We start from the raw sequence: 21301 nt of genomic DNA, 5'->3' as shown, positions 1-21301 counted from the left end.
CCGAAACCGGCGGCACGCTAGTGGACGGAAAAGGCGGGGTGAAGCGGCGGACAGATGGAGCCTCCCATGTCATGTGCCGCCGCGTGACAAGGAGTTCATGCGAATCGGGCCGCCTCCCGAGGGAGCGCGGCCCGTGCATAACAACGGCGCAATGGAGCGCGGCTGATCAGCCGCCGGCACCCTCTCCCGCGCCGCCGCTGGTGAAGTAGGGCAGCACCTCGCCGCCGCCTGTCCAGATCATATCGATCGCGACGTAGAGGATGACCAGCAGGCCGATCCAGGCGATCCAGCGGAACCGCTCCAGCAGCCTGGCGATGAAGGTGGCGGCCACGCCCATCAGCACGACGGAAATGCCCAGCCCGACAACCAGCACCCACAGATGCTCCTTGGCCGCGCCGGCCACCGCCAGCACGTTGTCCAGGCTCATCGAGACGTCGGCCACCAGGATCTGGATGATGGCGCCCCGCAGCGTCTTGCGCTCGCCACTGCTGCGCGCCTCCGCTTCGGCATCCTGCACCTCCGGCGTCTCGCTATGCCGCAGTTCGCGGAACATCTTGTAGCAGACCCAGAGCAGCAGGATGCCGCCCGCCAGCGTCAGGCCGACGATGGCCAGCAGCTGGGTGGTGATGGCGGCGAAGCCGATGCGCATGATGGTGGCCGCGGCGATGCCCCAGAAGATCGCCTTGCGCCGCTGGTCCGGCGCCAGGCCTGCCGCGGCCATGCCGACCACGATGGCATTGTCGCCTGCCAGCACCAGGTCGATCAGCAGGACCTGCCCGAGCGCAATCAGCTCGGGCATGAGGGCACCCAAATCCATGAAGCTGTTTCCCGTTCCCGTTCGCTACAGGGGCGCTTAAGGCCAGCGCCTACATTGCACAACAGTCATGTTGATTGACTGACAGGTTTGGCATCTCCAGATGGTTGACGCGGCGGGGGAAGATGGTCATTCCCCGGCCTTTCCGGGCCGTCCGCGTGCCGGCCTCTCGCCTCACGCAGGAAGTCGCAGCATGGTTCCGCGCTATACCCGCCCCGAAATGGCCGCCATCTGGTCGCCCGAGGCCCGCTACCGCATCTGGTTCGAGATCGAGGCGCTGGCTGCCGAGGCAATGGGGCAGCTCGGCACAATCCCGGCCGAGGATGCCGCCATCATCCGCCAGAAGGGCGAGCCCCGCGCCGCCGCCATCTCGGCCACCGACCTGGAGCGGATCGACGCCATCGAGCGCGAGACGCGGCATGACGTCATCGCCTTCCTGACATGGCTCGCCGAGGGAATCGGCGAGAGCGCCCGCTTCATGCACCAGGGGCTGACCAGCTCGGACGTGCTGGACACCTGCCTCTCCGTGCAGCTCGTCCGCGCGGCGGATCTGCTGCTGGAGGACATGGACAAGCTGCTCACCGTGCTGCAGCGCCGGGCGGAGGAGCACAAGTACACCCCGACCATCGGCCGCAGCCACGGCATCCATGCCGAGCCGACCACCTTCGGCCTGAAGCTGGCTGGCCATTACGCTGAATTCACCCGCAACCGCGCCCGCCTGGCTGCCGCGCGTGAAGAAATCGCAACCTGTGCGATTTCCGGCGCCGTCGGCACCTTCGCCGCCGTGGACCCGCGCGTGGAGGCCTTCGTGGCCGAGAAGCTGGGCCTGAAGGTCGAGCCGGTTTCCACCCAGGTGATCCCGCGCGACCGGCATGCCGCCTTCTTCTGCGCGCTGGCGGTGGTCGCCTCCGGCATCGAGCGGCTGGCCACCGAAGTGCGCCATCTGCAGCGCAGCGAGGTGCGCGAGGCGGAGGAATACTTCCACCCCGGCCAGAAGGGGTCCTCCGCCATGCCGCACAAGCGCAATCCCGTGCTGTCGGAGAACCTGACCGGTCTCGCCCGCCTGGTGCGCGGCTATGCGGTGCCGGCGCTGGAGAACGTGGCGCTGTGGCACGAGCGGGATATCAGCCACTCCTCGGTGGAGCGGGTGATCGGGCCGGACGCCACCATCGCGCTGGACTTCGCGCTCTCCCGCCTCGCCGGCATGATGGACAAGCTGACCATCTACCCGGCCCGCATGGAGGCCAACCTGGAAAGCCTCGGCGGCGTGGTGCACAGCCAGAAGGTGCTGCTGGCGCTCACCCAGGCCGGCCTCTCGCGCGAGGGCGCCTACCGCGCCGTGCAGCGCGCCGCCATGGCCACCTGGACCGCGCTCGGCGAGCCCAACGGCAAGTCCTTCCGCGACAACCTGCTGGCCGACGAGGAAGTGGCCGGCAAGCTGGACGCCGCGGCGCTGGACACGGCGATCGACCCGCAGCGCGACTTCCGCCATGTCGATACCATCTTCGCGCGCGTCTTCAGCCAGGGCTGAACGACACACCATTTCGTGACGGGCGGCCATGGTGCCGCCCGCCGCGCGCCACGGTTCTGCCTTACGGCGGGGGCCATCTGGCTTCCATGTTGAGGAGGAACCGCACCATGCGCCGCTTGCGTGAACTGGCCCTCATCGCCGCCGCCGCCGCGGGCCTGGCGTTCGGGATGACCACGGCGCCGCAGCCCGCCCAGGCGGACGAGGTCGTGCTGGTGCATGACCATCGGCGGCACCGGCCGCCGCCGCCGCGCTGGCACCGTCCGCCACCCCGCCACTACGGCTACGGCTATGGACCGCCGCCCCGCTATTATCGGCCGCCGCCGCCGCGGGTCTATTATCCGCCGCCGCCGCCCCGTTACTACCGGCCGCCGCCGGTCGGACCCTATTACCGGTACTGAGCACCGGGCACGAAAAAGGCCGGGGGAGGTCTCCTCCCCCGGCCTTTTGCATGGCTGGAGCGGCGTGGCTCAGCCGATATCCTGCTCGGGCATCGGCCCCGGCTTGGGCTCATCCCCCGGCTCACGCGCCGCCAGCTTCGCCTCCAGCTGCGCCACCCGCTCAGCCAGCGCCGCGCTCTCCTCGCGGGCACGCCGCGCCACCTCCAGCGCCGCATCGAGGTCCTCGCGCCGCACCAGTTCCAGGCGCTGCACGATCGTCTCGACCTGTGACTTGGCCATCGCCTCCATCTCGGCGCGCAGCCCCGCCATCACCGAGAAGGCGCCGCCGGCCATGCCGGCCAGATCGTCGAAGAAGCGGCCACGGCGGCCAGGGCCGTTCTCGGAACCGGTGTCCATCAGTTCGTTCTCCTCATGCGGCATTCGTGCCGAAGCTCGGCACCCAACTTGCCCGCCCTGCCGCCCGGCGCCTATACCCGGCGCGCCCGGCGGGGCGACCCTCCCTCCCGCTTCCACCTTCGCGGAAGGCTTGCTGCATGTATCTGGTCACGGGTGGCGCCGGTTTCATCGGCTCCAACATCGTCGCGGCGCTCTGCGAGCGGGGCGCGGAAGTGCTGGTCTGCGATCGGCTGCGCGCCGGCGACCCCGGGCGCGAGAAATGGCGCAACCTGGCGCATCACGGCATCGCCGACATCCTGCCGCCGGACCGGCTCTGGTCCTGGCTGGCCGAGTCGCCGCGGCCGGAGGCGATCATCCACATGGGTGCCATCAGCGACACCACGGTGCGCGACGGCGATCTGGTGGCGGAGAACAACCTCTCCCTCACCCTGCAGCTCTGGAGCTGGTGCGCCGAGAATGGCGTGCGGCTGATCTACGCCTCCTCCGCCGCCACCTATGGCGACGGCACGCAGGGCTTCGAGGACGACGCCTCGCCGGACTATCTCGCCCGCCTGCGGCCGCTGAACCTCTATGGCTGGTCCAAGCACGCCACCGACCGCCGGGTGACCGACCTGCTGGTGCGCGGCAAGGCGGCGCCGCCGCAATGGGCCGGGCTGAAGTTCTTCAACGTCTATGGCCCCAACGAGCACCACAAGGGCCGCATGGCCAGCGTGGTGCTGCACAAGTTCCGCCAGATCATGACCGGCGCGCCGGCCACGCTGTTCCGCTCGGACCGCGAGGGCATCGCCGATGGCGAGCAGCTGCGCGACTTCGTGCATGTCGATGACTGCGTTGCCGTGGTCCTGTGGCTGCTGGACAATCCACAGGTCTCCGGGCTCTACAACGTCGGCACCGGCACCGCGCGCTCCTTCCTGGACCTGACCCGCGCCATCTACGCAGCGCTGGACAAGGCGCCCGAGATCGCCTTCGTGGATATGCCGGTCGATCTGGTCGGCAAGTACCAGTACTTCACCGAGGCGCAGATGGATCGCCTGCGTGCCGCCGGCTTCACCGGCACCGCAACCAGCCTGGAGGACGGCGTGCGCCGCTATGTGCAGGACTTCCTGACCCAGCCCGACCCCTATCGCTGAGCCGCCGGATGCTCTTCGTCATCCCCTACCCGGCCATCGATCCGGTACTGGTGCAGCTCGGCCCCTTCGCCATCCGCTGGTATGCGCTGGCCTATATCGCCGGCATCCTGCTCGGCTGGCGGTTGATGCGGCGCCTCGTCGCGCTGCCGCCGGTCGCCGCCACCGCCGAGCAGGTGGACGACTTCGTCACCTGGGCGGTGCTGGGCGTGATCCTGGGCGGACGCCTCGGCTATGTGCTGTTCTATCAGCCCGACCACTATCTCTCCGCCCCGTGGGAGGCCCTCTATCTCTGGCGCGGCGGCATGTCCTTCCATGGCGGGGCGGCCGGCGTCATCCTCGCCATCATCCTGTTCTGCCGCAGCCGGGGGCTGGACATCCGCCGCTTCGGCGACCGGCTGACGGCGGTGACGCCGATCGGCCTGTTCTTCGGCCGCCTCGCCAACTTCATCAACGGCGAGCTGTGGGGCCGCGTCACCGACGTGCCCTGGGCCATGGTCTTCCCGCATGCCGGGCCGGAGCCGCGCCATCCGAGTCAGCTCTACCAGGCCTTCATGGAAGGCATCTGCCTCTTCGTCCTGCTGCAGGTGATCATCCGCATCCCGGCGCTGCGGGCGCGCAAGGGCTTCACCGCCGGCGCCTTCCTGGCGGGCTACGGGGTGGCGCGCATCATCGGCGAGTTCTTCCGCCAGCCCGACGCGCAGCTCGGCTTCCTCTGGGGTGGCGCGACCATGGGCCAGATCCTCTCCGTGCCGATGATCCTGGTCGGCCTCGCGCTGATGCTGGCGGCGCGGCCCGAGCCGGCGCAGCGGTCGGTTCCCGCGTGAGCGCCCCCGAGCGCCTCGACCGCTTCATGGCGCGCGCCGCGGCAGCCTACTACGCCGCGCGCGACCCCTTCGGCGCGAAGGGGGACTTTACGACCGCACCCGAGATCAGCCAGGCTTTCGGCGAGTGCCTCGGCCTCTGGGCGGCGGTGGTCTGGCAGCAGATGGGCCGTCCGGACCCGGTGCTGCTGGTCGAGCTCGGCCCTGGCCGCGGCACGCTGATGGCCGACGCGCTGCGCGCCGTCGCCGGCGTCATGCCCGCCTTCCGCGCCGCGCTCCGCCTGCATCTGGTGGAGCAGAGCCCCACCCTGCGCGCCGCCCAGGCCGCCGCCCTCCCCGGTGCCGCCCCCATCTGGCACGGCAGCACCGAGACCCTGCCGCCCGGCCCGGCGCTGATCCTGGCCAACGAGTTCCTCGATGCCCTGCCGATCCGCCAGTTCGTCCGCCGGGGCGGTGCCTGGCGCGAGCGTTTCGTGCAGGAAGGCGCCTTCGTCGAGGCGGAGGCCGAATCCTCCCCTGCGCTCCCCTCCGCGGCGCCCGAGGGCGCAGTACAGGAGGTCTGCGAGCCTGCGCGCGCCCTGGCCGCCGCCCTCGGCGCGCGGCTGGCGGCGCAGGGCGGCGCGGCGCTGTTCATCGACTACGGCCCGGCGCGGAGCGGCCTGGGCGAAAGCCTGCAGGCGCTCGCCGGCCACCGCGCCGCCGACCCGCTGGCCGCCCCTGGCGCGGTGGACATCACGGCCCATGTGGACTTCCAGGCGGTGGCGGAGGCCGGCCGCGCCGCCGGCGCCGCCGCTCAGGGTCCGGTGCCGCAAGGGCTGCTCCTGCAGTCGCTCGGGCTGGTGACGCGCGCCGCCATGCTGGCCCGCGCCGCGCCGGCCCAGGCGGGGCACCAGCTCTCCGCGGCGCAGCGGCTGATCGCGCCGGAAGGCATGGGCCGGCTGTTCAAGGCCCTGGCGCTTTGCCACCCTGCCCTCCCCCCCTTGCCCGGTTTCGAGAGCGCATGACCGCCGAATTCCTCACCGCGACCCCGCTGTCCGGCCTGCCGCATGGCTTCTTCACCCGGCGCGGCGGGGTGTCGAAAGGCGGCTTCGCCACGCTCAACTGCTCCCTCTCCGGGCAGGACGACCCCGAGGCGGTGGCCACCAACCGCGCGCTCGCCATGGCGGCACTCGGCCTGCCGGCCAGCGCCCTGTCCGGGGCGCACCAGGTGCATGGCATCGCCGTGGCCGAGGTGACGGCACCGGTTCCGAACGACGCCCGCCCCACCGCCGACGCGCTGGTGACCAACCGGCCGGGCCTGGCGCTGGGCGTCGTCACCGCCGATTGCGGCCCGGTGCTGTTCGCCGATCGGAAGGCCGGAGTGGTGGCCGCCGCCCATGCCGGCTGGCGCGGCGCCGTGGCGGGCATCCTGGAGGAGACGCTCGGCGCCATGGAGCGGCTCGGCGCCCGGCGCGCCGATGTCGCGGCGGTGGTCGGCCCCTGCATCCGGCAGAATTCCTACGAGGTGGGCGCCGACCTGCGGGATGCCGTGCTGGCACAGAATCCGGCCAGCACGCGCTTCTTCATCGAGGGCCGGCGCCCCGGCCACTGGCAGTTCGACCTGCCGGGCTACTGCGCCGCGCGGATGGTGGCGGCCGGGACCGGCACGGTGGCGGTGCTTGCCGCCGATACCTTCGCCGATGCCGGCAGCTTCTTCAGCCATCGCCGCCGCACCCTGGCGGGCGAAGGCCCGATCGGCCACCAGCTCTCCGCCATCGCCCTGCCCGGATGAGGGCCGCGCCGGTGCCCTACATGATCATGTTCCTGGTTTTCATGCTGCTGACCATGCTGGTGTCCTGTTTTGCAATGCTTTGACCCTCTGCGCCGGCTCGTGCCGGTGCTGCTGCTGTTGCTGGCCGCCGCCTGCGGCGACATCCGCCCCTATGCCGGCCATCCCGGCGGCGACGCGCCGCGGCTGGTGCTGCCGCCCGCCTACCGCATCGCCGTGCCGCCACCCGGGCAGGCGCTGCTGAGCGACGCCGGTGCCGCCGCCTTCGCCGACAGCCTGGCCGCGGCGCTGCGCTCCGCCGACGTGCCCGCCGCCGCCACCGAATCCAACCCCCTGGACTGGCCGCTCACCGTCACCGCCGAGCGCCAGGGTGAGACGGTGGTGCCGCGCTACGGGCTGAGCGACGCCGACGGCGCCGCGCTCGGCGCCGCCACGGGAAAGCCCGTGCCGCTGCGGGGCTGGGGCCTGGAGGATCCGGCGCTGTTCAAGGAGGTGGCCAGCCGCGATGCCCCCGCCATCGCCGCGCTGCTCGGCCGGGTGGAGGCCAGCCGCAAGGCCAGCGACCCGAAGGCGCTGGCCGGTGAAGGTCCGCTGCGTATCCGCCTCGCCGGGGTGAAGGGCGCACCGGGGGATGGCAACACGAGCCTGAACGACCGCATGAGCAACTTCCTGACCCAGCTCGGCTACCTGCCGCAGGACACCGCCGAGGGCGCCACCTATGCCGTGCAGGGCGTGGTGAACGCGGTGACGGTGCCAGGCAACAAGCAGCGCATCGAGCTGCAATGGATCGTCTCGCGCAGGGACGGCTACGAGCTGGGCCGCGTGGTGCAGATCAACGAAGTGCCCCGCGGCTCGCTGAACGGCCTGTGGGGTGACGTCGCCTATGTGGCCGCCGAACAGGCCGCGCACGGGATCCGGGACGTGCTGCGCAACGCGACGACGACGGAGGCGCCCCCGGCAGGCGCCGCCGATGGCTCGGCGCCTGCCGCAGCGCCGGCAAGGTCCTGACGGCTGGCACAGAGGGGGCGCATTCCAGAGGCGCCTCCCCGGCAGCGCGCCTGCAGCGCGGCGAATGAAGGCAAAAAAAGGGCGAAATGGCGGCGGAATTTGGAACTGCCCAGTCGTTTCGGGGTTAGGGAGAAGCGACGCCCGACGTCGGTTTGTATTCCCTGCTGACCGGCTCAGATCGAGTTTCGGGCCGCATAATCGAAACGCCAGCCAAGCAGGAACCTTCACCATGAAGCATCTTCTTCTTGCCTCGGCCGCGACAGCGGTTTTCTTCACGGCCTCTCCCATTGCCTTCGCTCAGGCGCAGAATCAGGGGCAGGGCCAGCGTAATACTCAGGCTTCTGCCACAAGCAATTCATCTGCCGCCAGCTCGCAGGCGGTGCAGCAGTTGCAGCAAGCCGAGCAGACGCTGCGCAATGCGCTGCAAAATCTCACGGGCGCACAGGGTGCACAGGCGCAGCAGGCCGCCATTGCCCCTGTCCGGCAGGGGATCACACAGGTGCAGCAGGCGCTGGGGCAGATCCCCGCCGCGACCCGTGGCCAGCAAGGCTTCCAGACCCTGGAGCGCGAGGTGAATCAGGCGCAGCAGGCCCTCCAGGCCAAGCAGCCGGACGTGAACCGCGTCCGCAGCGAGGCACAGGACGTGCTGAACGCCGCCCAGTCCGCGCATCGCCAGGCGGGCAACCAGCAGGCCCAGAATGCGACCGGCGGCACCCGCCTGCAGGTTCAGCAGACGGCGCCGGACGTGAACGTGACCCAGCGCCAGCCGCAGATCACGGTCGTGGTGCCGCAGCCCGAGATCATCGTGCGCCAGCCGCCGGCCCAGGTGACGGTTCGCATGCCGGAGCCGGATGTGAACGTGAACCAGCAGCCGCCGCAGGTGCGCGTTCTGCAGTCGCAGCCGCAGGTCGCAGTGAACCAGGCGCAGCCCAATGTGGACGTGCAGCGCGCCCAGCCGCAGGTGCAGGTGCGCCAGGGCGAGGGGCAGCCCAACGTGCGCTATGAGCAGCAGGGCGAGGCGGTCGTGCGGGTCGAGCGCATGGGCCAGGGCGACAACGCGTCGCAGCAGGGCCAGCAGGCGCAGCAGCAGGATTCGCAGGACCGCCAGAAGAACCAGCAGGCGGCTGCGACGCAGGGCAGCGGCGGCATGCCGCTGCAGAGCGTCGAGAGCATCGTCGGCACCAACCTGGTCGGCGCCAATGGGCGCGATGCGGGCGAGGTCGAGAATCTCGTCATCGGTCCGCAGGGCAATGTCCGTGCTGCGGTGGTCGAATGGGGCGGCTTCCTGGGGCTCGGCGAGCGTCGTGCCCTCGTTCCGATGGACCGGATCCAGTTCGGCGACGGCAACGACCAGGGGCAGCTCAACATGACGCGCCAGGAGCTGGAGGCGCAGGGCAACTTCGATGAGGCCAGTCTGGACCAGGCCGCCTCGCGCTATGGCTGGGGGCCGGACGTCCGCCTCTTCCGCTGAGCCGAGAGGACGGAGGCGGCCGCCGCAGCGACCGCCTCCGTCCGCAAAGCTGCCGCCGGGCCGTGCATCGCAGAGGCCCGGCGGCACCGTTTTCCGCCACGCCAGAGCCATCCGCATCCCCGAATCACGCTGGCAGCATGGCAGGGTGTGGTCCGCGATGGACATATGTCCGTCACGTTGCTACCACCCGCCCGTCCCTCGCCGGGCCCGACTTCCAGCAGGGTCCGCTGCCCGGAGATGTCGCGCCCCATGAAGATCGTCGCCTGCAACAGCAACCGCCCGCTCGCCGAGGCGGTCGCCGCCGCGCTGAACCTGCCCTTGACCCACGCCTCCATCCGCCGCTTCGCGGACATGGAGGTCTTTGTCGAGATCCATGAGAACATCCGCGGCGAGGATGTGTTCGTGGTCCAGAGCACGTCCTACCCCGCCAACGACAACCTGATGGAGCTGCTGATCACGCTCGATGCGCTGAAGCGCAGCTCGGCGCGGCGCATCACGGCGGTGCTTCCCTATTTCGGCTATGCGCGGCAGGACCGGAAGTCCGGCCCCCGCACGCCGATCAGCGCCAAGCTCGTGGCCAACCTCATCACCGAGGCGGGCGCCGACCGCGTGCTGACGCTCGACCTGCATGCCGGGCAGATCCAGGGCTTCTTCGACATCCCGGTGGACAACCTCTTCGCCGCCCCGCTCTTCGCGCGCGACATCCTGGAGCGCTACAAGGGCCGCGACCTGATGGTCGTCTCTCCCGATGTGGGCGGCGTGGTGCGCGCCCGGGCGATCGCCGCCCGCCTGCACACCGACCTCGCCATCATCGACAAGCGCCGCCCCCGTGCCGGCGTCTCCGAGGTGATGAACGTGATCGGCGATGTCGAGGGCCGCGACTGCATCCTGGTGGATGACATCGTCGACTCGGGCGGCACCCTCTGCAACGCCGCCGACGCGCTGCTGAAGAACGGCGCCAAGTCGGTCAGCGTCTATGTGACGCATGGCGTCTTCTCCGGTGGGGCGGTGGCCCGCATCGGCGCGGCTCAGATCGAGCAGATGGTGGTGACGGACAGCATCCAGGCCACCGAGGCGGTGCGCGTCTCGACCAATATCCGCCAGCTCACCATCGCGCCGCTGCTGGCCGAGGCCGTGCGACGGATCAGCGAGGAAAGCTCGGTCTCCACGCTGTTCAACTGAAGCGGCACCATGCGCCTCACGCTCCGCGCGGCCACGGCCGCCGACCGGGCGGCGCTGCTGGAGCAGTTCCTCGGGCTGCACCTCTATGAGCAGCCCCTCTCCGGCGACCGCCGTACCGACCTGGCCGGCGCCGCCGAGGCGCTGGGCGAGGCCGAGCGCCGCGTCGCCGGCCATGGCGGCCATGCCCTGGTCGCCGAGGTGGACGGCGCCGTGATCGGCCACCTCTTCCTCAGCTTCGAGCGGCAGGCCCCCTGCATCGTCGAGGACGAGTACGGCCATGTCGCCGAGTTCTTCGTGCGCGAGCCCTGGCGTGGCCAGGGCATCGGCCGCGCCCTGCTGTCAGAGGCCGAGCGCCTGGCCCGCCTGCGCGGGGTGAAGCGGCTGATGATCGGGGTGCTGGCCGGCAATCACCGTGCGGAGGCGCTCTACCGCCGGCACGGCTTCGCCACCTACGCCACCGAGCTGGCCAAGCCGCTGGCCTGAACCTCTCCCCCTTGCGCCGCCCGGCCCCGCCGCCGATGCTTCGCGCCCGAGGCCAGACGGCCAGGAAGGAAACAGGCATGAAGCTCTACTATTCCCCCGGCGCCTGCTCGCTCGGCATCCATGTCGTGCTGGAGGAGATCGGCAAGCCCTTCGAGGCCGTGCGCACGCCGCTCAAGGAAGGCGCGCAGAACACGCCCGAGTTCCAGGCCATCAATCCGAAGGGCAAGGTGCCGACCCTGCAGCGCGACGACGGCTCGGTGCTGACCGAGTGGCCGGCCATCGCCTTCTGGCTGGCGGCCAGCAACCCGGAGTCGAAGCTCTGGCCGGAGGGGATCGAGGCGCAGGCCCGCGCCTACGAGGTGATGGACTATGCCTGCGGCACCATCCATCCGCAGGGCTTCAGCCGCCTGTTCAACCAGGCCCGCTTCGCCCCCAGCGAGGCCGACCATCCGAAGGTGGTCGAGCAGGGCCGCGGCATCGCCGAAAAGGGCTTCGCCGTGCTGGAGAAGCAGTGGGCCGGCCAGGAGTGGGTGCTGCCCTCCGGCTACTCGGTGGCCGATGCGGCCGTCTTCTTCGTCAGCTACTGGGCGGTGAAGCGCATGAACATGACGCTGCCGCCGCGCATCGCCGCGCATTTCGAGCGCATGCTGGCGCGGCCGGCGGTGCAGCGCGCCCTCGCCACCGAGGGCCTGGACGCCTGATGCCGGACATCGCCCCGATCACGCAGAAGCCCTTCTGGTTCCTCCGCCACGGCGAGACGGACTGGAACGCGCGCGGCCTGTCCCAGGGCAATGTGGACATCCCGCTGAACAGCATCGGCATCGCCCAGGCCGAGCGGGCGGCCCATGCGCTGCGGGGCAAGGAGATCGTCACCATTGTCTCCTCCCCGCTGGGCCGCGCGCGGAACACGGCCGAGGCGGTGGCGGCGGTGCTCGGCCTGCCGGTGCAGATCTACGAGCCGCTGCGGGAGGTCTCCTTCGGCGTGCAGGAGGGCCAGCCCATGGCGGACTGGTTCGACGACTGGGTGGAAGGCCGCTTCACCCCCGAGGGGGCGGAGAGCTTCGCCCAGCTCCGTGCCCGCACCGCGGCAGCCATCAACCACTGCCTGACCCTGCCGGGTCCGGTGCTGGTGGTGGCGCATGGCGCCCTCTGGCGTGCCTTCCGCGCCGATGCAGGGCTGCCGCCGAATGTCCGCACCCCCAATGCGCTGCCCATGTGGGTGACGCCTCCGGCACCGGGCGAGACCGCCTGGCGCTTCGAGCCGCTGGGGCTGCCGGCGGCCTGAAGCCGACTCAGCCGGCCGGCGGCACCACCTTCCGGAGGCCGCCGGCACCCAGCAGCACGATCGGCGCCAGCCCAACCACCACCAGCGCCAGGGCCGCCACGGCACCTTCCTCATAGGTGCCGCGTGCGGCCTCGGCATAGAGGGCGGTGGCCAGGGTCTCGGTGTTCAGCGGGCGCAGCAGCAGGGTGGCGGGCAGTTCCTTCATGGCATCCAGGAAGGTCAGCAGCGCCGCCACCGAAAGCGCCGGCAGCAGCAGCGGCAGATGCACCCGCCAGAGCAGCCGCGCAGCGGTCGCGCCCATTGATTCGGCGGACCAGTCCACCTCTCGCCGGATGCGGGCATAGGCGGCATCCAGCCCGCCTGTCGGGATGGCCAGGAAGCGGATGACATAGGCCGCAACCACCGCGGCCATGCTGCCGGAGAGCGCCATGGGCGCCCAGCGGCCCAGCAGGCCCAGCGCGTCGTCGATCCAGCCGAAGGCGATGATCAGCCCCACCGCCGCGACGCCGCCCGGCAGCGCATAGCCCAGCATGCCCAGCCTGAGCAGCGCCACGCCGGGGCCGGGCCGGGACCGGCCGGGGCTGTCCCGCCTCGCGCCGAAGGCCAGTGGAAGCGCGGCGAGGAGGGCCAGCAGCGTCGCCATGCCCGCCAGCAGGGCGCTGTTGCCGATCCAGCGCGGCAGGTCGGGCGGGAGGCCGAATTCCGCCACGCGCATCCAGGCGGCCCAGAGCAGGTAGGAAGCCGGCACCACGAAGCCCAGCAGCACCGGCAGGGCGCAGGCGAGGCTGGCGGCAAGGCCGGCGGACAGAGGCAGCTTCTGACGCTCCGGGGCCTCCGGGCGGGTGGTGGCATGGCCCTCCCGCGCCCGGCCCCAGCGCTCCAGCGCCACCACACCGGCCGCCAGGGCCAGCAGCACCAGCGCGATCTGCGCCGCCCCCTCCAGCGAGGAGCGGGTGATCCAGGTGACGTAGACCGAAACGGTCAGGGTGCGCACGCCCAGGAACTCGGCGGCGCCGATGTCGTTCAACGCCTCCATCAGCGCCAGCGCGGCGCCGGCGGCCACCGCGGGCCGCGCCATGGGCAGGCCGATGCGGCGGAACAGCAGCATTCCGCCCGCACCGGAGGCACGCCCGGCCCGCAGCACCTCCACGCCTTGGGTGCGAAAGGCGGCGCGGGCGGCCAGATAGACATAGGGGTAGAGCACCATCCCCATCACCAGGACGCAGCCGCCGAGGGAGCGGATCTCGGGCAGTGGAATGGCGCGCGGGTCGGTCAGGCCCAGCAGATGGCGCAGGCGGGTCTGCACCGGCCCGGCCGGATGCAGCACGTCCAGCCAGGCATAGGCGGCGACATAGCCGGGCAGCGCCAGCGGCAGCACGAGCCCGACCGAGAGCAGCCGGCGGCCGGGGAAGCGGTAGCAGGAGGTCAGCCAGGCGGTGCCGGTACCCACCACCACCACCACGAGGCCGACGCCGCCCAGCAGGCAGAGGGTCTCCAGCGCCGCCTGCGGCAGCACGAAGCGGAGCAGATGCGGCCAGAGACTGCCCGAGCCCGCCAGCGCCGCCGCCGCCAGCGCCAGCACCGGCAGCGTCACCGGGGCGGCGGCCAGTGCGGCCGCCAGCCGCAGGCCCTTCATCGGTGGCGGCCGCGCCTCAGCGGTCGAAGCCGACCTCGTCCACGATCTGGCTGGCGCGAGCGCGCTGCGCCGCGACCTGCGGCAGCGGGACGGCGTCGACCTTCAGCGTGCCGAAGCCGGCCACGATCGGGTCCAGCGCGGCATCGGCACGCACGGGGTACTCGAAGTTCACCTTGGCATAGAGCGTCTGGGCTTCCGGCGAGGCCAGGAATTCCAGCAGCTTCACCGCTTCGGCACGGTTCGGCGCATGGCGCGCCACCACGGCGCCCGAGACGTTCACCATGGCGCCATCCTGCGGCAGCACAACGCGGATCGCCTCGCCCCAGCCCTTCTGCTCCTCGCCGCCGCGGCCGGAGAGCATGATGCCGACATAGTAGGTGTTGGCCAGCCCGATATCGCAGATGCCGGCCCGGATATCGCGCGCCACCTCGCGGTCGCCGCCGGCAGGACGGCGGGCCAGGTTGGCCTTCAGCTTCGTCAGGTAATCGCGCAGCCAGGCCTCCCCATGCTCGACCAGCAGCGCGGAGAACAGGGCGGTGTTGTAGGGGTGCTGCCCGGAGCGGATGCAGACCTTCCCCTTGAAGCGCGGATCGGCGAGGTCCTCATAGGCCAGCTTGGCGGCCTCGGCCTCCGGCACCCGCTCGCGCGAGACATAGATGGCCCGCGCCCGGGTGGAGAGAGCGAACCAGCGGCCGTCCTCGCCGCGCAGCCCGGCGGGGATGGCGGCCTCCAGCGTTCCGGAGCGCACGGGCTGGGACAGGTCGCGGTCCACCAGTTCCATCAGGTTGCCGATATCGACCACCATGGCGACGTCGGCCGGGGAGCGCGCGCCTTCCGCCGCCAGCCGCTCGGCCAGCCCCCCCTGCACGAAGACGGTGTTGACGGTGGTGCCGGTCTTTTCCGTGAAGCGCTCCAGCAGAGGCCGGATCAGTCCGGGCTCGCGCGTCGTGTAGAGGTTGACCTCCGCCGCCTGCGCGAGCTGGGCGGCGAAAAGCAGAGACAGCGCCCCAAGGGTGGTGCCAAGCCGACGGAACATCAGAAATCTCCCGGAGGATCTGCCGCGATTTGCCAGCGCCTGCTGTTCCCATGATTGCAAATGAGTGTCAATTACGTAATCTTTGCCGCCGGTGCCTGACCCCGACCGCCCCCAATCGCCGGCATTGTGCGAGGGGCGCATTCTTGCTAATCCCCGCGCCGCTGCGCTGGCACCCCTGGAGGCCGGCGCAACTGTTTTCGGGCACCCGCCCGGAGGCGGAGATTGACCCGGCGCCCCGGCCAGGCCGGCGCGGCGCCTTTGCTGATTGGAGCTGAAGCAATGGTCCAGACCATTCGGATCGAGGCCGAGGCGCGCGAGCGGGCCGGTAAGGGGGCGGCGCGCGCGACCCGGCGTGGCGGGCGTGTCCCCGCCGTCATCTATGGCGCGAAGCAGGAGGCCACCCTCCTCTCTCTCGACCCGCGCGACGTGATGAAGGAGATGCACAAGGGCGGCTGGCAGTCGCACCTCTATGAGGTGGCGGTGAACGGCCAGGCCGAGCGCTGCCTGATGCGCGAGGTGCAGTTCCACCCCGTGAAGGACACGCCGATCCACGTGGACTTCCAGCGGCTCGCCCCGGGCCAGCTGATCCGCGTGAAGGTGCCGGTCGTGTTCCAGAACGAGGAGAGCTCGCCGGGCATCAAGGAAGGCGGCGTGCTGAACGTCGTCCGCCGCGAGGTCGAGGTGATGTCCGACCCCGATCAGGTGCCGGAGCAGTTCGAGATCGACCTGGCCAATGCCGGCATCGGCGACAGCCTGCGCTGGTCCAACGTGGCGGACGCCAAGGGCACCAAGCCGGTGATCACCGGCCGTGACTTCGTGGTGGCCACCATCGCGCCGCCCACCGTCGAGGAGGAGGTGGTGATCCAGGCTCCGGCCGCGACGCCGGCCCCCGCCCCGAAGGGCAAGGGCAAGAAGTAAGGCGGAGGCTGTCCGGTGCTGCTCTGGGTCGGTCTCGGCAATCCGGAGCCGGGCCAGGCGCGGCACCGGCACAATATCGGCTTCATGGTCCTCGACGCCATCGCCCGCCGCCACGGCTTCACGCCGTGGCGCAGCCGCTACAAGGGGCTGGTGGCCGAGGGCAGCCTCGCCGGGCAGAAGGTCCTGCTGCTGAAGCCGCAGACCTACATGAACCTCTCCGGCGAGTCGGTGCAGCCGGCCGCCGCGTTCCACAAGATCCCCCCCGCCGACATCACCGTCTTCCACGACGAGCTGGACCTCGCCCCGGGCAGGATCCGCGTCAAGCTGGGCGGCGGCGCGGCGGGACATAACGGGCTGCGCGACATGGACCGCCGCCTCGGCACGCCCGACTACTGGCGCGTGCGCCTCGGCATCGGCCATCCCGGCATGAAGGAGAAGGTCACCGGCCATGTCCTCGGCAACTTCGCCAAGGTGGACACCTGGCTGGAGCCCATGCTGGATGCGGTGGCGGATGCCGCGCCCATGCTGGCGCGCGGCGAGCGGGAAGCCTTCATGACCCGCGTGGCCCTGTTGACCCAGGAGAATTGAGATCATGGCGATGGACGACGCGGCGGCCGACCTGGAAGCGGAATTCGGCGGCCCCGGCCCGGAGGACATGGCGAACGGCGCCGCCGCCCTCGCGGCCGCCCTGCTGGCCCAGGCCCATACCCTCGCCAGCACCGCCGCCGCGCTGGAGACCAGCGATACCGGCCATGTCGGCGCCATCGAGGCCGCCGCCGCGCGCGCCTCGCTGGCCCTTTCCATGGCGCAGGTCGTGTCCGAAGCACAGGGGCAGGCGCGGGGCGGGCTGATCGCGGCCGCCGCCAAGGCGCTCGACGTGCCGCTCGGCAGCGCCGTGACGCAGCTCCGCGCCGCCGCCCTCGCGCTGCCGACGGATGATGCGGCGGCGCGCATCGCCGCCGCGCAGATCGCGCAGGAAATCGCCGCCGGGCTGGGCTAAAGGACCCAGGCCTGGCCAAGGGGGCGCCGCCCCCTTGGAACCCCCGCCGGGGTGACAGTGTCACCCCGGACCCCGCCATCAGTGCGGAACAGACTTCCCGAGGACGGTCATGGGCTTCAACTGCGGTATCGTCGGCCTGCCGAATGTCGGCAAATCGACCCTGTTCAACGCGCTGACGCAGACCGCGGCAGCCCAGGCCGCCAACTATCCCTTCTGCACCATCGAGCCGAATGTCGGGCGCGTCGCCGTGCCGGACCCCCGCCTCGACACCATCGCGGCGATCGGCAAGAGCGCCAAGGTCGTGCCGACCAGCCTGGAATTCGTGGACATCGCCGGCTTGGTGCGCGGCGCCAGCCGCGGCGAGGGCCTGGGCAACCAGTTCCTCGCCAATATCCGCGAGACGGACGCCATCGTGCACGTCCTGCGCTGCTTCGAGGATGACGACGTCACCCATGTCGAGGGCAGCGTCGATCCGCTGCGCGACGCCGACACCATCGAGACCGAGCTGATGCTCGCCGACATGGACAGCCTGGAGAAGCGCGTCACCGGCCTGCAGAAGCGCGCCCGCGGCGGCGACAAGGAAGCGGCCGCCCAGGTGGCGCTGATCGAACCCATCCTGGCCGGGCTGCGCGACGGCAGGCCGGCCCGCGCCTCCATCCCCAAGGGCGAGGAGGAGGCGGTGCGCCGCCTGCAGCTCCTGACCTCCAAGCCGGTGCTCTACGTCTGCAACGTGGAGGAGGCCAACGCCGCCAGCGGCAATGCCCATAGCGAGAAGGTCTTCGCCCGCGCCGCCGCCGAGGGGGCCAAGGCGGTGGTCGTCTCCGCCGCCATCGAGGCCGAGATCAGCCAGATGGCCGCCGAGGACCGCACCGATTTTCTGGAGACCCTCGGGCTCAGCGATTCCGGCCTCGACCGGGTCATCGCCGCCGGCTACGGCCTGCTCGGGCTGATCACCTACTTCACCGTGGGGCCGAAGGAGGCCCGCGCCTGGACCATCATCAAGGGCATGAAGGCGCCCCAGGCGGCCGGCGTCATCCATGGCGACTTCGAGCGCGGCTTCATCGCCGCCGAGACCATCGGCTATGACGACTATGTCGCCTGCAAGGGCGAGCAGGGCGCCAAGGAAGCCGGCAAGATGCGCGTGGAAGGCAAGGAATACGTGGTCCGCGACGGCGACATCATGCTGTTCCGCTTCAACGTCTGAGGAGGGCACCCGGCATCCCCGCGCGTCCATCCGCGCGGCACACCCGCAGGATCTTCACTCAGGAGTTGCTGCCCGGGCGGCGGTAAGTTAGTGCGGTTGGCGGAATTTCGTGCCATCTCATCTCCTCCGTGAGGAAACCTCGGTCCGCCGCCGTTGCATCTCGACAGCACCACCCTCCTCCTGCTCAGTGCCCTCATCAGTGCATTGCTCGGATTGGTATGGCTTGGCCTCTCGCTGCACCGCCACCGCACCGTGGGGCTGCGCGAATGGGGAATGGCCCTGCTCTGCGTCGCGGTCGGCACCCTGCTGCTGGGCGCGCGCGGGGTGGTGCCCGACCTGCTTTCCATCGACATCGGCAATCTGCTGATCCTGCTGGCGGGCGGCTTCTGCTGGCGTGGCGCCCGGCGCTTCGATGGCCGCCCGGCCCCGCTCTGGCTGGCGCTGCTGCCTGGGCTGCTCTGGCTGATGGCACAACGCCTGCCGGGCAGCGAGCTGGTCGAGTTCCGCATCCTGGTCACCTCGGTGCTGTCCGGGATTCCCCTGATCGCCACCGCCGTGGAATTCTGGCGGGGCCGGCCGGAGGGGCTGGCCTGCCGGATCCTGCTCACCGGCGCCTTCGGGCTGCATGGCGGGCTGATCCTGCTGCGCATTCCCCTGATGCTGCTGCAGCCGGAATGGACCCGGACCGCTGTCCTGCCGGACAATCCCTGGGTGAAGCTCATCCTGCTCGAGTCCATCCTGCATGGCGTGGGCAGCAGCTTTGCCCTGCTGGCGCTGTTCCGGGAGCGGGGCGAGCGGCAGCTGCTGGAGGCCATCTCCGCCTCGCGGGATGCGGCGCAGCAGGCCAGCGCCGCCAAGTCCCGCTTCCTCGCCTGGATGAGCCACGAGATGCGCACGCCGCTGAATGGCGTGCTCGGCCTCTCGCAGGCGCTCTCCGAAAGCCGCGCTCTGCCCCTGGGAGCACGGGAGCAGGTCACGGTGATCACACAGGCGGGGCAGCACCTGCTGGCCCTGGTGAATGATGTGCTGGACCTGGCGCTGGTCGAGGCGGGGCGGCTGACCCTGCAGTCCGCGCCCGTCCCGCTCTCCTCCCTGCGCGAGAACGCGCTGGCACTGGTGCGCCCGGAGGCGGCGCAGAAGGGCATCCGGCTGCGGACGGAGATCGCCCCCGACCTTCCCTCCGCCATGCTGGGAGATGGGCGGCGGCTGCAGCAGGTCCTGCTCAACCTTCTCGCGAACGCGGTGAAGTTCACGCCCAGGGGCGGCGAGGTCTTGCTGGCGATGCAGTGCTGGTCAGATGGCAGCCTGCGCCTGGCGGTGACCGATACGGGGCCTGGCATCTCCGCCACCCAGCGCGCCCTGCTGTTCCGCGACTTCAGCCGCCTGCCCAGCGCGGCCCGCGAAGGGGCGCCGGAGGGATATGGGCTCGGCCTCGCCATCTGCGCCGGCCTGGTGCAGGCGATGCATGGCACGCTTGGCGTGGAACCCGGCCCGGAGGGGCGGGGCAGCCGCTTCTGGGTGCATCTTCCGCTGCAGGCCGCCCCTGCCGAGGCCCCTGCTGCCGCGGCGCCGCCGGCGGCCGTGCCGACGCGCGACGTCCTGGTGGTGGACGATGTGGCGGTGAACCGCATGGTCGTGCAGGCGCTGCTGCAAGGCGGCGGGCATGTCGTGCGGCAGGCCGCGAGCGGCGAGGCCGCCCTGGCGATGCTGGCCGAGCGGCCCTCCGACCTGGTGCTGATGGACCTGCAGATGCCGGGGATCGACGGGCTGGACACCGCACGCCGGATCCGGGCGCAGGAGGCGGGGCGGCCCGATGCACCGCGCATGATCATCATCGCGCTCACCGGCGAGGTCTCGCCGCAGGCACAGGAAGCCTGCCGCGCGGCCGGCATGGACGGTTGCCTGGCGAAGCCGGTCAGCCGCGTGAGCCTGCAGGCGGTGCTGCGCGGCCTGCCGGCACGGAACCGGGCGGCTCCTGCGCCGGAAGCCGGGCGGCCGGGCCAGCCGGCGGGCGCCGCCCCGCCTCCCCGGCTCGACGAGTCGGCCCCGGCCGGCTCCGCTCCGGCGGCATAGGGCCAGCCTGCGCGGCCGGGCTCAGTCCTTCGCGGGCGAGTTGGCCGGAGAAGACTTCTCCTCCTGCCGGGCGCCGTCCAGCAGCGCCCGGCGCTGCGCCTCCGCCGCCGCCTCCCGCGCCTTCTCCGCCTTGCTGCGGCCGAACTTCACGCGATTGGCAGCGGCTTGCCGGGCTTCCGCCTGCCGGGCCGCCGCCTTGCGGTGCTGGTTGAGGTTGACGATCTCTGCCATGGTCGGAGGATAGGCTGGAACCGGCCCGCGGGAAATCGCCCCGCCGCCGGGAGAGCACAGCACCGCTCGACTGAGAGGCTCGCATGCAGATCGAACTCGCCGCCGCCGATGGCCACCGCCTGTCCGCCTGGCGCACCGGGCCTGAGGAGGCCACCCGCGCCCTGGTCGTGGTGCAGGAGATCTTCGGTGTGAACCGCCACATGCGCCATGTCTGCGAGGGCTTCGCCGCCAAGGGCTTCGCCGTGGTCTGCCCCGCCCTGTTCGACCGCGCCGAGCCGGGCGTGGAGCTGGGCTACGGGCCGGACGACGTGAAGCAGGGCCTGGCGCTGCGCGGCCGGATCGACCCCGCGGCGACGCTGCTGGACGTCGAGGCCGCCGCCCTGGCGCTGCCGCAGAACGCCAAGGTGGGCATCATCGGTTATTGCTGGGGCGGCACCGTCGCCTGGCACGGGGCCACCCGCAGCCAGCGCTTCGCCGCCGCGGTCGGCTACTATGGCGGCGGCATTGCCGCGGCGAAGGACGAGAAGCCCAGTTGCCCGGTGCAACTGCATTTCGGCGCCGAGGATCACGGCATCCCGCTCTCCGACGTCGAAGCCATCCGCGCTGCCCAGCCGGGGGTCGAGGTCTTCGTCTATCCCGGCGCCGGCCACGGCTTCGCCTGCGAGGAGCGCGCCTCCTACAACCCGGAGGCGACGGCGGAGGCGCTGCAGCGCACGCTGTCCTTCCTCGGCAAGCATCTCGTCTGACGCGCCATGACGGGCTATCTGCTGCTGGTCACGGCCACGCTCGGGCTGATGGCGGCGCTGCCCTTCTGGGACCCGGAGGGCTTCGGCACGCCACCCCTCGGCGTGCTGCTGCTCCTGGCAGTGGCGGCCCTCGCCATGGCCTTCCGCCGCCGCCGCAGCCGCTGAGCCCG

General features: G+C 71.2%; 24 protein-coding genes. 19 read left to right on the top strand and 5 right to left on the bottom strand.

Annotated elements, in window-relative coordinates; translation table 11 throughout:
- Positions 1 to 166: 166 nt before the first annotated feature.
- Positions 167 to 817: a TerC family protein gene (locus tag QMO56_RS10775; protein ID WP_283525608.1), complete on the bottom strand. Its 651-nt coding sequence runs from the start codon at positions 815 to 817 to the stop codon at positions 167 to 169.
- A gap of 190 nt (positions 818 to 1007) precedes the next feature.
- Here QMO56_RS10775 and purB point away from each other — a divergent pair, with 190 nt between their 5' ends.
- Together purB and QMO56_RS10765 are read left to right on the top strand one after the other, a co-directional pair.
- On the top strand, positions 1008 to 2345 hold the full coding sequence (gene purB / locus QMO56_RS10770; protein WP_283525607.1) for an adenylosuccinate lyase: 1338 nt from the start codon (positions 1008 to 1010) through the stop codon (positions 2343 to 2345).
- Positions 2346 to 2452: 107 nt separating this feature from the next.
- Positions 2453 to 2743 carry a hypothetical protein gene (locus QMO56_RS10765; RefSeq protein WP_283525605.1) on the top strand — a complete coding sequence of 97 codons (291 nt, stop codon included), beginning with the start codon at positions 2453 to 2455 and terminating at the stop codon, positions 2741 to 2743.
- A 69-nt stretch (positions 2744 to 2812) separates the two neighbouring features.
- Here the strand turns inward: QMO56_RS10765 and QMO56_RS10760 are convergent, their stop codons facing one another.
- Positions 2813 to 3139 carry an accessory factor UbiK family protein gene (locus QMO56_RS10760; protein ID WP_283525603.1) on the bottom strand — a complete coding sequence of 109 codons (327 nt, stop codon included), beginning with the start codon at positions 3137 to 3139 and terminating at the stop codon, positions 2813 to 2815.
- Positions 3140 to 3276: 137 nt separating this feature from the next.
- Here QMO56_RS10760 and rfaD point away from each other — a divergent pair, with 137 nt between their 5' ends.
- From rfaD to QMO56_RS10710, 10 genes are all read left to right on the top strand, one after another.
- On the top strand, positions 3277 to 4269 hold the full coding sequence (rfaD, locus tag QMO56_RS10755; protein ID WP_283525601.1) for an ADP-glyceromanno-heptose 6-epimerase: 993 nt from the start codon (positions 3277 to 3279) through the stop codon (positions 4267 to 4269).
- A gap of 8 nt (positions 4270 to 4277) precedes the next feature.
- Positions 4278 to 5093, top strand: a complete 816-nt coding sequence (gene lgt / locus QMO56_RS10750) for a prolipoprotein diacylglyceryl transferase (RefSeq protein ID WP_283525600.1) — start codon at positions 4278 to 4280, stop codon at positions 5091 to 5093.
- Complete coding sequence (locus tag QMO56_RS10745; RefSeq protein ID WP_283525598.1) at positions 5090 to 6094, top strand: class I SAM-dependent methyltransferase; 1005 nt, start codon at positions 5090 to 5092, stop codon at positions 6092 to 6094. Before lgt ends, QMO56_RS10745 begins: the two co-directional genes overlap by 4 nt.
- Positions 6091 to 6861, top strand: coding sequence for a peptidoglycan editing factor PgeF (gene pgeF, locus QMO56_RS10740; protein WP_283525596.1), 771 nt, complete (start codon positions 6091 to 6093; stop codon positions 6859 to 6861). Before QMO56_RS10745 ends, pgeF begins: the two co-directional genes overlap by 4 nt.
- Before the next feature lie 105 nt (positions 6862 to 6966).
- Positions 6967 to 7866, top strand: a complete 900-nt coding sequence (locus tag QMO56_RS10735) for a hypothetical protein (protein ID WP_283525594.1) — start codon at positions 6967 to 6969, stop codon at positions 7864 to 7866.
- Positions 7867 to 8254: 388 nt separating this feature from the next.
- A complete protein-coding gene (locus QMO56_RS10730; RefSeq protein WP_283525593.1) occupies positions 8255 to 9337 on the top strand; it encodes a PRC-barrel domain-containing protein in 1083 nt (360 codons plus the stop codon).
- Between the two features lie 249 nt (positions 9338 to 9586).
- On the top strand, positions 9587 to 10519 hold the full coding sequence (locus QMO56_RS10725) for a ribose-phosphate pyrophosphokinase (RefSeq protein WP_283525592.1): 933 nt from the start codon (positions 9587 to 9589) through the stop codon (positions 10517 to 10519).
- A 9-nt stretch (positions 10520 to 10528) separates the two neighbouring features.
- Positions 10529 to 11002: a GNAT family N-acetyltransferase gene (locus QMO56_RS10720; protein ID WP_283525591.1), complete on the top strand. Its 474-nt coding sequence runs from the start codon at positions 10529 to 10531 to the stop codon at positions 11000 to 11002.
- A gap of 77 nt (positions 11003 to 11079) precedes the next feature.
- The gene (locus QMO56_RS10715; protein ID WP_283525590.1) at positions 11080 to 11703 is read left to right on the top strand and encodes a glutathione S-transferase family protein; all 624 of its coding nucleotides are present in this window, start codon (positions 11080 to 11082) and stop codon (positions 11701 to 11703) included.
- Positions 11703 to 12287: a histidine phosphatase family protein gene (locus tag QMO56_RS10710; protein ID WP_283525589.1), complete on the top strand. Its 585-nt coding sequence runs from the start codon at positions 11703 to 11705 to the stop codon at positions 12285 to 12287. The genes QMO56_RS10715 and QMO56_RS10710 overlap by 1 nt, the downstream gene beginning before the upstream one ends.
- A gap of 7 nt (positions 12288 to 12294) precedes the next feature.
- Here QMO56_RS10710 and QMO56_RS10705 read toward each other — a convergent pair whose 3' ends face one another.
- Both QMO56_RS10705 and QMO56_RS10700 read right to left on the bottom strand, forming a co-directional pair.
- Positions 12295 to 13923: an iron ABC transporter permease gene (locus tag QMO56_RS10705; protein ID WP_283525587.1), complete on the bottom strand. Its 1629-nt coding sequence runs from the start codon at positions 13921 to 13923 to the stop codon at positions 12295 to 12297.
- A 16-nt stretch (positions 13924 to 13939) separates the two neighbouring features.
- Positions 13940 to 14959, bottom strand: a complete 1020-nt coding sequence (locus tag QMO56_RS10700; protein WP_283525585.1) for an extracellular solute-binding protein — start codon at positions 14957 to 14959, stop codon at positions 13940 to 13942.
- 279 nt (positions 14960 to 15238) lie between these two features.
- Between QMO56_RS10700 and QMO56_RS10695 the strand changes: the two genes are divergently transcribed.
- The 5 genes from QMO56_RS10695 (at position 15239) to QMO56_RS10675 (ending at position 20154) form a co-directional block, all read left to right on the top strand.
- Entirely contained in the window at positions 15239 to 15877 is a 639-nt protein-coding gene (locus QMO56_RS10695) for a 50S ribosomal protein L25/general stress protein Ctc (protein WP_283525584.1), read from the top strand.
- Between the two features lie 15 nt (positions 15878 to 15892).
- The gene (pth, locus tag QMO56_RS10690; RefSeq protein ID WP_283525582.1) at positions 15893 to 16465 is read left to right on the top strand and encodes an aminoacyl-tRNA hydrolase; all 573 of its coding nucleotides are present in this window, start codon (positions 15893 to 15895) and stop codon (positions 16463 to 16465) included.
- Between the two features lie 4 nt (positions 16466 to 16469).
- A complete protein-coding gene (locus tag QMO56_RS10685; RefSeq protein WP_283525580.1) occupies positions 16470 to 16877 on the top strand; it encodes a hypothetical protein in 408 nt (135 codons plus the stop codon).
- A gap of 109 nt (positions 16878 to 16986) precedes the next feature.
- A complete protein-coding gene (gene ychF, locus QMO56_RS10680) occupies positions 16987 to 18081 on the top strand; it encodes a redox-regulated ATPase YchF (RefSeq protein ID WP_283525578.1) in 1095 nt (364 codons plus the stop codon).
- 153 nt (positions 18082 to 18234) lie between these two features.
- Positions 18235 to 20154 carry an ATP-binding protein gene (locus QMO56_RS10675; protein WP_283525577.1) on the top strand — a complete coding sequence of 640 codons (1920 nt, stop codon included), beginning with the start codon at positions 18235 to 18237 and terminating at the stop codon, positions 20152 to 20154.
- A 21-nt stretch (positions 20155 to 20175) separates the two neighbouring features.
- Here the strand turns inward: QMO56_RS10675 and QMO56_RS10670 are convergent, their stop codons facing one another.
- A complete protein-coding gene (locus QMO56_RS10670) occupies positions 20176 to 20385 on the bottom strand; it encodes a DUF4169 family protein (protein WP_283525575.1) in 210 nt (69 codons plus the stop codon).
- A gap of 83 nt (positions 20386 to 20468) precedes the next feature.
- Between QMO56_RS10670 and QMO56_RS10665 the strand changes: the two genes are divergently transcribed.
- A complete protein-coding gene (locus tag QMO56_RS10665; protein ID WP_283525573.1) occupies positions 20469 to 21131 on the top strand; it encodes a dienelactone hydrolase family protein in 663 nt (220 codons plus the stop codon).
- A 6-nt stretch (positions 21132 to 21137) separates the two neighbouring features.
- Complete coding sequence (locus QMO56_RS10660; RefSeq protein WP_283525571.1) at positions 21138 to 21296, top strand: MYXO-CTERM sorting domain-containing protein; 159 nt, start codon at positions 21138 to 21140, stop codon at positions 21294 to 21296.
- Positions 21297 to 21301 lie beyond the last annotated feature (5 nt).

It is taken from the genome of Roseomonas sp. E05 (assembly GCF_030063475.1).
Taxonomy (GTDB): Bacteria; Pseudomonadota; Alphaproteobacteria; order Acetobacterales; family Acetobacteraceae; genus Pseudoroseomonas.
Note: the sequence above shows the minus strand (reverse complement) of the source record. Positions and strands in the feature narration are given on the sequence as shown.